Source organism: Pseudoalteromonas sp. 1CM17D (assembly GCF_023161805.1).
GTDB lineage: Bacteria > Pseudomonadota > Gammaproteobacteria > Enterobacterales > Alteromonadaceae > Pseudoalteromonas > Pseudoalteromonas atlantica.
Window position 1 is genome coordinate 100,598 of record NZ_JALNTP010000003.1, and the last position, 14,054, is coordinate 114,651.

The 14,054-nt window shown below is 40.7% G+C and carries 15 protein-coding genes; 6 read left to right on the plus strand and 9 right to left on the minus strand.

From position 1 onward, the window contains the following. Window positions 1-57: 57 nt before the first annotated feature. From hemL to MSC25_RS07000, 4 genes are all read right to left on the minus strand, one after another. Complete coding sequence (hemL, locus tag MSC25_RS06985) at window positions 58-1,338, minus strand: glutamate-1-semialdehyde 2,1-aminomutase (protein WP_248442963.1); 1,281 nt, start codon at window positions 1,336-1,338, stop codon at window positions 58-60. 35 nt (window positions 1,339-1,373) lie between these two features. Then, window positions 1,374-2,390, minus strand: a complete 1,017-nt coding sequence (locus MSC25_RS06990; protein WP_004587156.1) for an aspartate carbamoyltransferase — start codon at window positions 2,388-2,390, stop codon at window positions 1,374-1,376. 116 nt (window positions 2,391-2,506) lie between these two features. Next, window positions 2,507-2,941 (minus strand): CopD family protein, encoded by a 435-nt coding sequence (locus tag MSC25_RS06995; protein ID WP_248442964.1) that lies wholly within the window; start codon window positions 2,939-2,941, stop codon window positions 2,507-2,509. A 7-nt stretch (window positions 2,942-2,948) separates the two neighbouring features. Further along, entirely contained in the window at window positions 2,949-4,631 is a 1,683-nt protein-coding gene (locus MSC25_RS07000) for a chloride channel protein (RefSeq protein WP_248442965.1), read from the minus strand. Between the two features lie 248 nt (window positions 4,632-4,879). Here MSC25_RS07000 and erpA point away from each other — a divergent pair, with 248 nt between their 5' ends. Continuing rightward, window positions 4,880-5,218, plus strand: coding sequence for an iron-sulfur cluster insertion protein ErpA (gene erpA / locus MSC25_RS07005; RefSeq protein ID WP_002958911.1), 339 nt, complete (start codon window positions 4,880-4,882; stop codon window positions 5,216-5,218). Between the two features lie 48 nt (window positions 5,219-5,266). On the opposite strand, the gene MSC25_RS07010 is transcribed toward erpA, so the two are convergent. Further along, a complete protein-coding gene (locus MSC25_RS07010; protein WP_004587152.1) occupies window positions 5,267-5,455 on the minus strand; it encodes a hypothetical protein in 189 nt (62 codons plus the stop codon). 499 nt (window positions 5,456-5,954) lie between these two features. Here MSC25_RS07010 and MSC25_RS07015 point away from each other — a divergent pair, with 499 nt between their 5' ends. Further along, window positions 5,955-6,194 carry a helix-turn-helix transcriptional regulator gene (locus MSC25_RS07015; protein WP_004587151.1) on the plus strand — a complete coding sequence of 80 codons (240 nt, stop codon included), beginning with the start codon at window positions 5,955-5,957 and terminating at the stop codon, window positions 6,192-6,194. Window positions 6,195-6,265: 71 nt separating this feature from the next. Here the strand turns inward: MSC25_RS07015 and MSC25_RS07020 are convergent, their stop codons facing one another. The 4 genes from MSC25_RS07020 to MSC25_RS07035 are packed head-to-tail and all read right to left on the minus strand — an operon-like array spanning window position 6,266 to window position 10,016. After that, on the minus strand, window positions 6,266-7,645 hold the full coding sequence (locus MSC25_RS07020) for an MFS transporter (protein WP_004587150.1): 1,380 nt from the start codon (window positions 7,643-7,645) through the stop codon (window positions 6,266-6,268). A 46-nt stretch (window positions 7,646-7,691) separates the two neighbouring features. Beyond that, window positions 7,692-8,309, minus strand: a complete 618-nt coding sequence (locus tag MSC25_RS07025; protein WP_004587149.1) for a peptidylprolyl isomerase — start codon at window positions 8,307-8,309, stop codon at window positions 7,692-7,694. A 2-nt stretch (window positions 8,310-8,311) separates the two neighbouring features. Further along, window positions 8,312-8,872, minus strand: a complete 561-nt coding sequence (locus tag MSC25_RS07030; RefSeq protein WP_004587148.1) for a YajG family lipoprotein — start codon at window positions 8,870-8,872, stop codon at window positions 8,312-8,314. Between the two features lies 1 nt (window position 8,873). Next, on the minus strand, window positions 8,874-10,016 hold the full coding sequence (locus tag MSC25_RS07035) for a methyltransferase (RefSeq protein ID WP_248442967.1): 1,143 nt from the start codon (window positions 10,014-10,016) through the stop codon (window positions 8,874-8,876). 42 nt (window positions 10,017-10,058) lie between these two features. Between MSC25_RS07035 and MSC25_RS07040 the strand changes: the two genes are divergently transcribed. The 4 genes from MSC25_RS07040 (at window position 10,059) to MSC25_RS07055 (ending at window position 14,052) form a co-directional block, all read left to right on the plus strand. Next, complete coding sequence (locus MSC25_RS07040; RefSeq protein WP_004587146.1) at window positions 10,059-10,670, plus strand: alpha-ketoglutarate-dependent dioxygenase AlkB; 612 nt, start codon at window positions 10,059-10,061, stop codon at window positions 10,668-10,670. Between the two features lie 55 nt (window positions 10,671-10,725). Then, a complete protein-coding gene (locus MSC25_RS07045) occupies window positions 10,726-11,037 on the plus strand; it encodes a BolA/IbaG family iron-sulfur metabolism protein (RefSeq protein ID WP_004587145.1) in 312 nt (103 codons plus the stop codon). Window positions 11,038-11,161: 124 nt separating this feature from the next. Beyond that, window positions 11,162-12,355 (plus strand): enoyl-ACP reductase FabV, encoded by a 1,194-nt coding sequence (gene fabV / locus MSC25_RS07050; RefSeq protein WP_024034299.1) that lies wholly within the window; start codon window positions 11,162-11,164, stop codon window positions 12,353-12,355. Window positions 12,356-12,708: 353 nt separating this feature from the next. Beyond that, window positions 12,709-14,052 (plus strand): Na(+)-translocating NADH-quinone reductase subunit A, encoded by a 1,344-nt coding sequence (locus tag MSC25_RS07055; RefSeq protein WP_004587143.1) that lies wholly within the window; start codon window positions 12,709-12,711, stop codon window positions 14,050-14,052. Window positions 14,053-14,054 lie beyond the last annotated feature (2 nt).

Genomic DNA, 14,054 nt, shown 5'->3' on the forward strand with positions numbered 1-14,054 from the left:
AGGGCTTTTTTAACTTTAGAGTTAATAACGCACATTATTAACACATGTGTTGGATGCTTATAGCTTAGCGAAGGCGCGCTCTGCAGCTTCTATAGTCGCTTGTACTTCTTGCTCTGTGTGCGCAGCACACACAAAGCCTGCTTCAAATGCAGAAGGTGCTAGGTATACACCTTCTTCAAGCATTAAGTGGAAAAAGCGTTTAAAGCGTTCTAAATCACATTCTGTAGCTTGTTTATAAGAGGTTACTTTTTCAGCTTCAGTGAAGAAAAAGCCATACATACCGCCAGCGTAGTTAGTGGTTAAAGGAATGCCTGCTTTTTTAGCGCCTGCTTCAAAACCTTCACAAATTGCTTTAGAAATAGCTTCTAACTTATCGTGCAAACCTGGTTCACTTAATAGCTCAAGCGATTTTAAACCCGCAGCCATTGCAATAGGGTTACCAGAAAGTGTACCGGCTTGGTAAACCGGCCCTACTGGCGCAATGTAATCCATAATTTCGGTTTTGCCGCCAAAGGCACCAACAGGCATGCCGCCACCAATGACTTTACCTAAACATGTTAAGTCAGGTTTTATGTTGTAATACGCCTGAGCGCCACCTAAAGCAACACGAAAGCCGGTCATTACTTCGTCAAAAATAAGCACCGATTTGTACTCATCACATACTGCACGCAAGCCTTCTAAAAAACCTTCTACAGGAGGAATACAGTTCATGTTACCCGCTACTGGCTCAACGATGATACAGGCAATGTCGTCTGCGTATTTTTCAAATACAGCTTTTACTTCATCAAGGTTATTAAACGATACGGTAAGTGTGTGCTTTGCAAAATCCTCAGGGATACCAGGTGAATTTGGCACACCCATGGTTAATGCGCCAGAGCCTGCTTTTACTAATAATGAGTCGGCATGGCCGTGGTAACAACCTTCAAACTTAAGGATTTTATCACGCCCTGTATAGCCACGGGCTAAGCGAATGGCGCTCATTGTTGCTTCGGTACCCGAGCTTACCATACGTACTTTTTCGATTGAGGGAACAAGCGCTTTTACTTTTTCGGCCATTAAAATTTCAGCTTCAGTGGGCGCCCCATAACTTAAACCGTTTTCTACCGCTTCGTGAACAGCTTGCTTTATAGCTGGGTGGTTATGGCCCATGATCATCGGGCCCCATGAACCTACATAATCGATATAACGGTTACCATCGGCATCAAAGGTAAAGGCACCCTCGGCTTTGGTAATAAATAGTGGCGTACCACCAACACCGTTAAATGCACGTACAGGCGAATTTACGCCACCAGGAATTGAAGTTTGTGCACGATTAAATAAATCTTGGCTTATTGTCATGAAAAATCCTATTAGTTGTCGCTTGGTAAAAGTGTTTAGCTGTCGCGTTTGCGGCTAAACCAAGGTACGTCTACTTCATATTGCTCGACTTTGTTTTCTACGCCGAGGGTTAAAGCAAACAGTGCCATACGAATTAACACGCCATTTTGTACTTGGCGGAATATAGCTAAATTGTCGTTACTGTTTAAGTCGTTATCAAGCTCATTAGCTTCTAAACGGCTATCGCGTGGGAGCGGGTGCATAAGCACGGAATTTGGCTTACAGTGCGCGTTATAAATTGATTGGCTAATTCTAAAGCCGCCACGGTATTTATTGGCTTCTTCTTGTGAAGGGAAGCGCTCTTCTTGAATACGTGTTTGGTACACAATATCGGCTGCTAAGTTCCCTTCCATTTTGTTGACTAATTGTATTTTATGGCCTGCATTTTCTACCGCATCTAAAATACTCGTTGGCATTTGCAGGCCATCGGGGGCCACCATCGAAAATTTTACGTTTTTGTAATGGCACAATAATTTAGATAATGAATGTACTGTGCGGCCATATTTTAAATCGCCAACTAAGGCGATATGCATGCCATCAATGTTTTGATCAAATCGGTTGAGTTCGCGCTCAATAGTAAGCAAGTCAAGTAGTGCTTGAGTAGGGTGCTCGTTTGGGCCATCACCACCATTAATTACCGGTACGGTACAACCGTCTGCAAATTCGCTTACCGAGCCTGCATCAGGGTGGCGCATAGCGACGGCATCAGCGTAAGCCGAAATAACGCGCGCAGTGTCGTAAAGCGATTCGCCTTTAGCTAGGGCTGAGCTTTGCATGCCGGTTGTTTCGCGCACGCCACCGCCTAGTAAATTAAAGGCAGTACCAAAGCTTACACGCGTACGCGTGCTTGGTTCAAAAAACAAATTAGCTAAAATAGCGCCTTCTAGCACTGTTGTTTGCTTTTGTTTTTTAGCATAAGGCTCCATTTTTTTCGCTACTGCAAAAATACGCTCAATGCAGTCTCTGTCGAGTTGATTTACCGACAGTATATGTTCACCTTGGAAACTTAACATGGGGTTTTTCCTAATCAATCAAAGGGGCGCGATAATCCATAAAAATGGGGCACGCAATCGCGCGTGTTATAGCAAGTATTGTAAATTGCAGCGCAGTTTAACATGCGCTACACAGCTTATAAATTAGGTTTTATTACCGCAAGCGCAACAATAATTAGCAGCGCAATAACTGGGAGCTCATTAAAAATACGATAAAAACGGTCCGTTTTGGTATTTTTGTCGTGTTTAAAGTCGCTCAGTAATTTAAAGCAGTAGCCGTGGTATAGATATAAAATAATGACCAGTACCAGTTTGTAGTGCAGCCACATGCTATATCTAAACCACTCACGGCCATATTCTACAATAGTGAGTACACCAAAAACGGCCGTTAAAATAGCAAACGGGGTAACAAAAAAGAGTAGCCGACGCTCCATTACTTTAAGCATAGAGTTACAGGCTTTTTCTTCGCTCATTGCGTGGTATACAAATAACCGAGGTAAATAAAAAATACCGGCAAACCAAGCAATCATAAAAAAAATGTGCAGTGTTTTATAAATTAGTAAAGCGCTCATAAGAATCCTAAAGTAGGCTGTTACGAATAGTTAAAATATTATTTATTTGATCCCAGCGTAATAGCCCCATTATTTGCTGATCATCTAGCAAGTTGTATACATACAGGGCGCCGCTGCGTTTATCTTTTAAAATATCAAAGGCATCAGCTAAGGTCGACTGGCTGCTAATGCCTTGTAAGCTAATGTAGTTTATATTTATGTTTTCGCCCGACATCAGGGTAAGGTCGTACTCTGCTAGGCGATAGCCGTTTTCTTCATCGTAAACTATTAAAGGGGTTTGGCTATCCATGGCGTCTAAGGTGTTTTTAATTTGCTCTTTATCGTCTGAATAAAGCAGTTTAAAGTCCTCATCCATATCATCCATTATGCCCACTTTTTGTAGCGCCTCTGTTGCGGGCGATACATGATAGGGTAGCCCCTGAAAATCGAGCTGTTGCAAAAATATAGACCGATTGCCAAATACTTGCAGCGCCGTTACATAGGCGGTCGTTATCACTAACATGGCCGGTACAATAATCTCTGGCGAGGACGTAAGCTCCATCACAGTTGTTAATGCTGCTAACGGCGCATGTAATGTAGCTGCGAGTAATCCTGCCATTCCTAATACGCCGTATGTGCCTGCAATGTCAGCACCTGGGCTTATAAATTGGGCAAAAAAGGCCATTAAAGTACCTGTTAATACACCTAGCCCAATAACGGGACCTATTAAGCCGCCCGGTATTCCTAGGCCAATGGCAAACAGGGTCGCCAGCAGTTTAGCTATTAAAATAGTGGTAAGTAGCTGCGCGTTTTCAGGCGATTCAACCGCAATAGTAATCGCACTCATACCCGAACCCATTGCTTGGGGAACTGCATAGGCAATAATACTCGCAATACAACCTGCAATGAGTAAACGAGGAAACATGCTTAAAGGTTTAAATGTTTTTATGATCAGCATTAAATTTTGATTAAAGCTATAGGCAATTGCCCCTAAGGCCATGCCACATAAAATTAAATATGGGTAATGCCAACCACTCAATGGCGTAATGCTAATAAGTGCAAGCTCTGAGCCTTCACCAAACACAAATTGGGTTGCTAATGCACCAGTTAGTGCGGCAAGCATAATTGGTACAAAAATATGCACTTTGTACTCACGAAGCACCACTTCCATTACAAAAATAACCGCAGCCAGTGGGGTATTAAACGAGGCCGCAATACCCGCGGCGACACCACAGCCACTTAATGTACGCATGGCGTTATGCGGTAAATGAAGTTTATCGGCTAATATACTTGCGCCAGTGGCGCCCATATGAACAGATGGCCCTTCGCGGCCAACCGAAAAACCACTAATAAGTGCCAGTGCACCACCAACAAATTGGTTTACGGTGTTGTAAAGCGGCATTTGCCCGTAGTGGCGTTTAATGCGATGAATAACAAAAGGAATGCCTAATCGGTAGTGCTTAAAGCCAGTAAATGCAGCAAATGTAGCAATCAGTAGCGCAGCAATTAACGGCATTAAAACCCGTTCAAGAGAGGGGATAGTAGTAAAATTATCGGGAGTGTCTAAAAATAAGCTTTGAAAAAACAGAATCGTTAAGCGAAATAAAATAATAAAAAATGCAGCAATTAAACCAGCACTTACGCCTAATAAGCATAATTGCACAGAGGTTTTTGGTTTTGCTAATCGACGCCTGAGTTGCTCAAGCCACATGCTGTATTCTCCGCCACATTTTTTCAGCGAGCAGTTTAACAAAAGTGTGCAGGTAAGTCCTTGTGATTTTGCAATTTTAAACACTTATATTAACAAATATTACAGCAATCACTGAAAACACATTTTGCTATCGTATCGGCTAAAGCAATAGTTAAAAGCCTAAGATAGCACAAGAGATGTTTGACTATACTTGATTAAAACACTCGGGTATTAGATAATCACGCCATTGCGATATTGAGGGTTTTAAAATGTCTGAAGAATTACCAATAAAGTTCAGCGATGCAGCTGCTGTTCGTGTTAAACAGTTAATCGACGAAGAAGAAAATCCAGATTTGAAACTGCGTGTTTACGTAACAGGTGGTGGTTGTTCTGGTTTTCAATATGGTTTTACTTTTGATGAAAAAGCAAATCCTGGCGATTTAGAAATAGTTAAAAATGGTGTAACCCTGGTTATTGACCCAATGAGTATTCAGTACTTAGTTGATGGCGAAGTGGATTACACAGAAGGGTTAGAAGGCGCACGCTTTTTTGTATCTAATCCTAATGCAACGACTACCTGTGGGTGTGGTGCAAGTTTTAGCGTTTAAGCAATTTACGCTTAGCTATTAAAGCCGCGTTAGCGGCTTTTTTAATGCCTAAAATTCAATTGGGCTGTAATGGGTAAACTGCATTATTAATACAAAAAAGCCTAATACAAAAGCAGAAAAGGCAAGTATGTATAAAAAGCCTTTTTTACCTTGTTTAATGGGTACTCCGTAGTGACGTAAAAACAAAAACCATAAAAAGCATAGTAAAATAGGCAACAAAAATAAGACTCTAAACATACTTCCTCTTTAGTCCCTTAGTTAGGGAAAAACGTTATTTATGGGAACTTTTTTACCCTTACTGTTGTTTAAACATCAATACAGCAAGGTTATTCGCACGTTAATTTGTAACAAAGTGCTTTTATCTTACAATTAATTTTTTAGGAAAAAACTTAATATTTTTGGTACGTTAACTTAAATATTCAGCATAAGTAAAGGTTAGTGGTTGGGTAAATTTATGCAAACTATGTAATTAATTATTTAACCGAACTGTTAATAGTATATAATGTATCCAAGAGTGAGACGGGCAAAATTTCACTCTTAATAAAAATAAACCTATATCCTATTTTTGCGGGTTAGCACTGAATAGATTGGTAGGTTGAATAAGTAGCAATACCTTTGCTTATTTAAGCAATAGCTTGCTATTGAATAATGTAGTGGGTATCTGCTTATATGCCTCCAATCATTGTGTGACTACTGCTTTGACGGGTATGTCATATCATCTAGTAGGAGATGTAAAATGATGGGCAAGACTGTTTCTTCTGAAGAAAACGAAAAGCTAACTAAATGGCTTAAAACAAAACGCCATGAAAAGGGTCATACAATGCGTAGCCTGGCACAAGTGCTAGGAACACCTCACTCATTTATCGGTAAGATTGAAAATCAAGAACGCCGCTTAGATGTTATTGAGTTTGTACGTTACTGTAATGCACTTGAAGTTGATCCGCATGAAGCGCTAGGCTTAATTAAAGCGGATTAATATTGTTTTGCTTAGGGTGTTATAAGGGGCACTTGAACGGCCTAAGCAAATCACGTTAATGCAGGGATGCATTACATATTTTTATGGTAATTTTGCTCTAACTGATAGAGCTTATGCCTAATCAAATATAAAAACACCAGCGAAGGTATTACCATTAATGCCGTTAACACAAAAAATAATGCCCAATTTCCCATTAGCCAATCATCAATAACCACACCACTGTAACTTGAAAGCAATGTACGCCCTAAATTCCCAAGCGAAGCCAGTAATGCATAATGTGTTGCACTAAATGCTCGGTCACATAACATCGATATAAATGCCACCATAGCCACTAACGACCAAGCCTGAGTAAAGCCATCAATGACAATAGCAAAAGCGTATAAGCCTAAATTAGGGCCAACCAGCGCAATAGCCGAAAATGCTAAATTAGACCCCGCCATAGCAACGCCACTTATAAATAACCCTTTTACAATGCCGTACTTTTGATTGAACAAGCTGCCCACAAAGGTAAAAGCAATGGTGAGTACTGCAGTACCTACTTTTGAAAAAGTGGCTATGTCGCTGTTGCTAAAGCCTATTTCTTTATAAAAAACAATCGACATACGCCCTAAAAAAGCTTCGCCTATTTTAAATAAGAAAATAAATGCTAATAAGGCAAGGGCTGTTTTAACCCCATTTTTAGCAAAAAAGGTTTTAAAGGGATCAACCACTGTAACGCCAAGCCAAGCAATCACTTTAGTAAAGGGCGTTTGCTTAATGCTGGCTAGTTTTTCAAGGTATACGCGCTCAAGCTCTGCGTGAACAGCTTCTCGGTTTGATTTAGGCTCTTTGGCAAATAACACGCCGCTCATTAGTATCAACATAACAGCGGCTAAAAAGTAATACACTTGTGGCCAATCTAAAGAGGGGATATCGGCCATGTAAAAAGGAATAGCCCCTAGTAATGCATAACCTGTCCACCAACCTGATGTGGCCATAGCGGCAGCTGCAGTGGCTTTATGAGATTCGTTTTCGCTTAACGTGTCTATTCTAAAAGCATCAATTGCTATGTCTTGTGTGGCAGAGGCGACTGCGATGAGTAAACATAAGCCGGCGGCAATCGCTAAGTTTGCTTTTAAATCAAGCCCCGCTAAAAGCAGGGTGCCAATAAACATAAAGCTTTGGCAAAATAAAATCCAGCTGCGACGTTGCCCAAACCATTTGTACAATAATGGCAGTTTGGTTCTATCAATAAGCGGCGACCACATAAAATTAATGCTGTATGCGCCAAATACAATACCAAATAAGCCAATCATACTGCGGCTTAGGCCTTCGTCTTTTAGCCAAGCCGACATCACAGAGCCAATCAGTACCCATGGAAAACCACTGCTCATACCAAATATAAAAATATTGATTAAACGTTTATCTTTAAAATACGAGAAATATTCGCTTACTGAGAGGGTTTTGCTCATAGGGCCTTCATTGGCGTTGGGTGCAACTTAGTTGCACCTCAGTGATTTATAATGGGGTTTGCTCAAGTACTTTAATATTTAAAATAACAACGGGCGTTTTTGGTACAAAGTCGTAGCCAATTTTTTCATTAAAGCCGGTTTCTACAGCCATAATTTTATCTAGCGTGTCGTAACCATCCATTACATTGCCAAACACGGCAAAGCCCCAATCTCTACCTGGGTTTAAATGATCGTTATCATCCATATTAAAAAAGAACTGGCGAGTTCCTGAATGCGGTTCACGGTCTTGATACGCCATAGCGATGCTGTACATATCATTTTTTAAACCGTTGCCACTTTCGTTAAATATAGGGTCGTTTTCGTGTAAGCCATCAAGGTCTTTATCGTAGCCACCACCTTGTATTACAAAGTCACGGTCGTTTTCAACATCACGTTCTACACGGTGGAATATACTGCCTTGGTAACTTTTATCCATTACGTAGGTTAAAAAGTTATTTACCGTAATAGGGGCTTTTGAGCGGTCTAGCTCAACCACAATGCTACCCAATGACGTGACTATTTCTACACGCGGAAAAATATTGTCTTTTTGAACAAAACGGCCTTCTTGCGCGGCAAAGGTGCTTACACTAAATAGTAGGCTTAAGCAGATTAAAAATCGTTTCATTGTTAACCTTCTAAAAATTCAATTAATTCTGGGTCCGATACAATGCGGGTTATAATTTGTTCCGTCAACTTATTGAGTTGACCTTCAATTTTGGCGCGATCGTGGCTCAGCGGCCCTTCTAAATTAGCACTGCCACGATACACTTTACTAAAATTGCTGGTAGAGCGAATGACCCGTACGCCTAGCTCAATGTGCGCTTCGCTGGTATGGCTCATGAGCTTTTCAGTCACCTTTGCTTGTAGGGCATGAATGTCTAGTTCAAAGCGGGTTGTTGCTAGGTTAGAAATACTTGCTCCGTTACGGTTTAGCGCGCTATCTAATACGCTTTTAACAGAGGTTACAATATCTTGGCTGGCAAAGGTCTTGGTTTTGTCCGACTCAACAAGCTTAAGGGTTGCGCTGTCACCACGTAAATCAATAACGCTGGTACTTAAACTGGCTGAAATAACGCTAATTTGGCCGCTTTTATAAACCGGGTTTAATATCACTTGGTTTGGCTGGTTACTGCATGCGCTAAACACCAGCATGGAGCAACAGGCTAAAATAAATTTAGTTAATTTCATTTTATAGCATCCCACTATTTTTAGTTGCGCTGAGCACTACAAACTTTTTGTTTGAACCTAATAGCTTACAGTTACCAAACATACGATTTAATTTATCGTGATAATCTAAATGACGATTACCAATAATACGCAGCTCGCCACCTTCTTTTAATGTATCTTTTGCTTGTTTAAACATTTGCCACGCAATGTGGTCGGTAACCGCTTGGGCTTGGTGAAATGGAGGGTTACACAACACCATATCCACACTGTCTCTTGCAAAGCCGGTTAAGCAATCATTTTCTATAAATTGGCAATCATCAAATTTATTTGCTTGGTTAAGTTCTACATTTAAACGTGCAGATTCGACCGCCATGTACGACTCATCAACAAAGGTTATCGACGCATTTGGACAGCGTGATAACGTCATTAAGCCCACTACGCCATTACCACAACCTAAGTCGATAATACTTTTTGCTTTTGAGGTTTGCGGCAAGTAATTAAAAAAGAACCGTGCACCTATATCTAACGAATCGCGCGAAAACACATTGGCATGGTTCGTTATATTAAAATCAGTGCCTTCAAGCTGCCAACTTACCGGGAAGTTAGCTTCTTTATAACCGCCTTTAGCTGTACTTAATATTAAACGCGACTTTTTAACGGCCAAACTTGTTTTGGTTTCGCCAATAAATTGCACAAACGCTTTTATAGTTGAGTTATGAATTTCCTTTGTTTTACCCGCGGCAATAACCGGTGTGCCAGGGGCAAGTACTTCACTCAACTCGCTTAATTGAAACTGTAAAAACCCGACGTTACGCGGTATTTTTATAAGCACTAAATCAACCTCTTCAGGCAGCGCAGATAAGCTATCTAACTGTGTAAATTGGGCTGTTGATAGTTTATTTTCTTTTAAATTATAGGCTGCAGCTTGGTGGCTAATATAAGAATCGTTAACTGAACAAACCGTTAATTCACTAAAATAACAGGCAAGGGCACCAAACGCGTCGTTTAAAATTAGTAATGAGCGACAATCTGGGTGATGTTCGTTAACATAATTGATAAGGTACTCGTCGGCCGAATCCCACGCTTGTAAACTGCGGTTTTTTTGATCCAAAGGGAAACGTTCAAGAGTAAATGTTTTATCGCCTAGCTGGGCTTGCGTCGTCATAATGGTTTGTTGATCAGTAATCTAATGTAGGTAAATTCTAACATGCAACGGCAAAACGCCAACCCCCAACAGTTACCAAACGGCTTTTCTTATCAAAGTAAGGCGCTTAGTGCGCAAAAAAGCCTCGATTTATTTTATTATTTACAAAAAAATCTTAATTGGCAGCAGCCTAATGTTACTGTGTATGGCAGAACAGGGCCCATTCCACGTTTGCAATGTTTTATGAGCGACTTAAATATTGAATATGGTTACTCACACAGTAAACAAATAGTAGAGCCGTGGGATGAGGTGCTTTTAGCAATGCGAAAACGTTTAGAGCGACATTTAAATAAGCCGCTTAATTCGTTATTAGTCAATTATTACCGTGATGGTAACGACACCATGGGCTGGCACAGTGATGATGAAATAGAGCTAGGCCCTGAGCCTACCATTGTATGTATATCGCTTGGTGCTGAGCGCGTACTTAAATTAAAGCAAAAAGCCACCAATAAAGTCACCGACTTAAAATTACAAAGCGGTAGTTGTTTAGTGATGAGTGGGCATAGTCAGCGCGACTACCAGCACGCAATCCCCAAACAAACAACGCTTGCTCACCCACGGATCAGCTTAACGTACCGCTTTATTGAGCACATTAAACAAAAGCAATTTAGTTAGTTAAATTAACTTGTTATAGTAGCTGCACAAATCAGTGACTAAATATGGTGTTTTAATGTCAATGCAACAACAAATTCAAGACAAGCTTAGTAGCGCGATTGCCTGTAAGCATTTAAACGTAATTAACGAAAGCCATATGCATAGCGCCGGTACTGAGTCGCATTTTAAAGTAATTGTGGTAAGTGAAGAGTTTGCGGGTAAGCGATTACTACAGCGCCACCGCCAAATTAACGAAGTACTAAAAGATGAGCTAGCAAATCATATTCATGCCTTAGCGATTCATACGTACACGCCTGATGAATTTTCAGAGCAGGGTGGCGAAGCACCTGACTCTCCAAATTGTATGGGCGGCTCAAAGCTAAATTAACCACAATGTAGGTTAGCCAATATAAATAGGGGTATTTGATCAGGTTTAACTGATCAGATCAGTGTTTTTAGTATTAGCCTTTAAACTAGCGCTAATTTTTATTGTAAAAGATATAGGATGATCAATGGTCATTAAGCCTAAAATTCGTGGATTTATTTGTACTAACGCACACCCTGTAGGATGTGCAGAGCATGTTCAAGAGCAAATTAACTATGTAAAACAACAAGGCGAATTAAAAGATGCGCCTAAAAATGTACTCGTAATTGGTGCATCTACTGGCTACGGCTTAGCGTCTCGTATTACGGCGGCATTTGGCGGTGGGGCTAAAACACTGGGTATTTTCTTTGAAAAAGAAGGTACAGAGCGTAAAACAGGTTCTGCTGGTTGGTACAATACAGCAGCATTTCAAGACGCTGCAGATGAAGCTGGGCTTTGGTCAAAAAATATTAATGGCGATGCGTTTTCTAACGAAATTAAGCAAAAAGCAATCGAGACAATCAAAGCAGATTTAGGCAAAGTAGACTGTATTATTTACAGTTTAGCATCGCCTCGTCGTACCGATCCAAATACAGGTGAGGTGTATTCATCTACACTTAAACCTATTGGCAGTGCTGTAACTACAAAAAATTTAAATACGTCAAAGCGCGAAATTGACGAAGTAACAGTAGAAGCCGCAAGCCAAGATGACATCGACAACACCATTAAAGTGATGGGCGGTGAAGATTGGGAAATGTGGATTGATGCATTAAAAGAAGCAGACGTACTAGCCGATAACTTTAAAACCACGGCTTATACTTATATAGGTAAAGAGTTAACGTGGCCAATCTACGGGCACGCAACAATAGGTAAAGCAAAAGAAGATTTAGACCGAGCAACTGCTGCAATTAAAGAATCGACAAAAGATTTAAATGGTCAAGCCTATGTGTCGTCTTTAAATGCTGTTGTTACTCAGGCAAGTTCTGCTATTCCAATTATGCCGCTATATATCTCTGCTTTATTTAAAGTAATGAAAGCCGATGGCACTTATGAAGGCACTATTGAGCAAATTCATGCTTTATTTAGCGAAAACCTATACGGTGAAAACCCACGCTTTGACGAGGGCGGCCACTTATTCCAAAACTACAAAGAGCTAGAAGACGATGTACAAGCACGTGTGCAAGCTGTTTGGGATAAAGTAGACACGAGCTCAATTGATGAGCTAACCGATTATGTAGGCTACCATAACGAATTTTTACGTTTATTTGGTTTTGGCATTGACGCTGTTGACTATGAGCAAGATGTAGATGCAGTGAAGCCAATTGCAAACATGATTGACTAATCATACTTTGTAATTATAAAAAGTCGCTTATTGCGGCTTTTTTGCTTTTAGTGTTTTAGATATTTTGTGGCAGTTAGGTGCTTAGGCTACCACTTTGGTCTACCTTGATTTTTATTTAAAACACTTAACAAAACTAAATAAGCGTTTCTGTCGTATAATTTTCATAAATACACTCGCATAGTCGTACATAATGATGTTAAAATCGAAGCAATATGTGAGGAGTTTTACTGCGTTGCTTGTTTGATATTCCTAGCAAGTTGTTCTTTTGTACCTTGATATATCTTGGATAACTCAAGTGGCGACGTGGTTGATACGATTTTTCAGTTTCTTTCCGTTAATTAATGCAAGTGCGTATGATCAACATAAAAAAAGGTCTGGATTTACCCATAGAGGGCGCGCCTCAGCAAGTTATTCATGATGGTTCTGCCATCAAACGTGTAGCTGTGCTAGGTGAAGAGTTTATCGGTATGCGTCCAACCATGCATGTTCGTGTGGATGACCAAGTCAAAAAAGGCCAGGTACTTTTTGAAGACAAAAAGAACCCAGGCGTCCTATTTACTGCACCAGCTTCTGGTACAGTAAAAGAAATTAATCGTGGTGCTAAACGTGTGCTGCAATCTGTTGTTATTGAAGTAAACGGCAGTGAGCAAATCACCTTTGACTCTTTCAATGCAGATGAGCTTGCAAGCTTATCGCGTGAAAAAGCCAAAGAAGTACTTGTACAGTCAGGTCAATGGACAGCACTTCGTGCTCGCCCATTTAGCAAAATAGCTGCGTTGGATGCAAATCCTAGCTCTATATTTGTAACCGCTATCGACACAAACCCTCTTGCTGCAGATCCTGCAGTAATTATTGCCGAAAATGCAGCTGCATTTGAAGCGGGTCTTGCTGTTGTTTCGCGTTTGACCGATGGCAAAGTATTTGTATGTAAGCAAGCTGGCAGTCAAGTTCCTAGCTCGTCTATCGCTCAAGTAGAAGTACATGAGTTCGGTGGCGTGCATCCAGCAGGCTTAGTTGGTACTCATATTCATCACCTTGATGCAGTATCTGTTAATAAACAAGTTTGGCATATTGGTTACCAAGACGTTATCGCGTATGGTCACTTATTCCTTACTGGTGAAATCAACACAGACCGTGTTATTTCGCTTGCAGGTCCTCGCGTTAAAAACCCTCGTTTAGTGAAAACACAACTAGGTGCTTCATTAGATGATTTAGTGGCAGGCGAATTAGAAGACGGTGATAACCGTGTTATTTCTGGTTCTGTTTTATCTGGCGCTATTTCTTCAGGTCCTCATGCATTCTTAGGTCGCTACCACGTTCAAGTATCTGTTTTACTTGAAGGTCGCGAAAAAGAGCTGTTTGGTTGGATTGCACCAGGTAGTGATAAATTCTCTGTAACGCGTACATTCCTTTCTCACCTTGCACCGAGTCGTTTATTTAAAATGACAACGTCTACAGGTGGTTCAAAACGTGCCATGGTACCAATTGGTAGCTACGAGCGCGTAATGCCGTTAGATATTTTGCCAACTCTATTATTACGTGACTTAATTTCACGTGACTTAGACAGTGCAATTTCATTAGGCGCGCTTGAACTTGATGAAGAAGATTTAGCGTTATGTACCTTCGTTTGTCCGGGCAAATACGAGTATGGTTCTATCCTACGCGATTGCTTAACAACGATCGAGAAGGAAGGCTAAGA

Excerpts from the sequence above, each read along its gene's own strand:
- MSC25_RS06990 (WP_004587156.1), bottom strand. The coding sequence starts at position 2,390 with ATGTTAAGTTTCCAAGGTGAACATATACTGTCGGTAAATCAACTCGAC.
- MSC25_RS07020 (WP_004587150.1), bottom strand. The coding sequence starts at position 7,645 with ATGAGCAAAACCCTCTCAGTAAGCGAATATTTCTCGTATTTTAAAGAT.
- MSC25_RS07025 (WP_004587149.1), bottom strand. The coding sequence starts at position 8,309 with ATGAAACGATTTTTAATCTGCTTAAGCCTACTATTTAGTGTAAGCACC.
- MSC25_RS07015 (WP_004587151.1), top strand. The coding sequence starts at position 5,955 with ATGATGGGCAAGACTGTTTCTTCTGAAGAAAACGAAAAGCTAACTAAA.
- MSC25_RS07035 (WP_248442967.1), bottom strand. The coding sequence starts at position 10,016 with ATGACGACGCAAGCCCAGCTAGGCGATAAAACATTTACTCTTGAACGT.
- hemL (WP_248442963.1), bottom strand. The coding sequence starts at position 1,338 with ATGACAATAAGCCAAGATTTATTTAATCGTGCACAAACTTCAATTCCT.
- fabV (WP_024034299.1), top strand. The coding sequence starts at position 11,162 with ATGGTCATTAAGCCTAAAATTCGTGGATTTATTTGTACTAACGCACAC.
- MSC25_RS07000 (WP_248442965.1), bottom strand. The coding sequence starts at position 4,631 with ATGTGGCTTGAGCAACTCAGGCGTCGATTAGCAAAACCAAAAACCTCT.
- MSC25_RS07030 (WP_004587148.1), bottom strand. The coding sequence starts at position 8,872 with ATGAAATTAACTAAATTTATTTTAGCCTGTTGCTCCATGCTGGTGTTT.
- MSC25_RS07010 (WP_004587152.1), bottom strand. The coding sequence starts at position 5,455 with ATGTTTAGAGTCTTATTTTTGTTGCCTATTTTACTATGCTTTTTATGG.
- MSC25_RS07055 (WP_004587143.1), top strand. The coding sequence starts at position 12,709 with ATGATCAACATAAAAAAAGGTCTGGATTTACCCATAGAGGGCGCGCCT.
- MSC25_RS07040 (WP_004587146.1), top strand. The coding sequence starts at position 10,059 with ATGCAACGGCAAAACGCCAACCCCCAACAGTTACCAAACGGCTTTTCT.
- MSC25_RS06995 (WP_248442964.1), bottom strand. The coding sequence starts at position 2,941 with ATGAGCGCTTTACTAATTTATAAAACACTGCACATTTTTTTTATGATT.
- MSC25_RS07045 (WP_004587145.1), top strand. The coding sequence starts at position 10,726 with ATGTCAATGCAACAACAAATTCAAGACAAGCTTAGTAGCGCGATTGCC.
- erpA (WP_002958911.1), top strand. The coding sequence starts at position 4,880 with ATGTCTGAAGAATTACCAATAAAGTTCAGCGATGCAGCTGCTGTTCGT.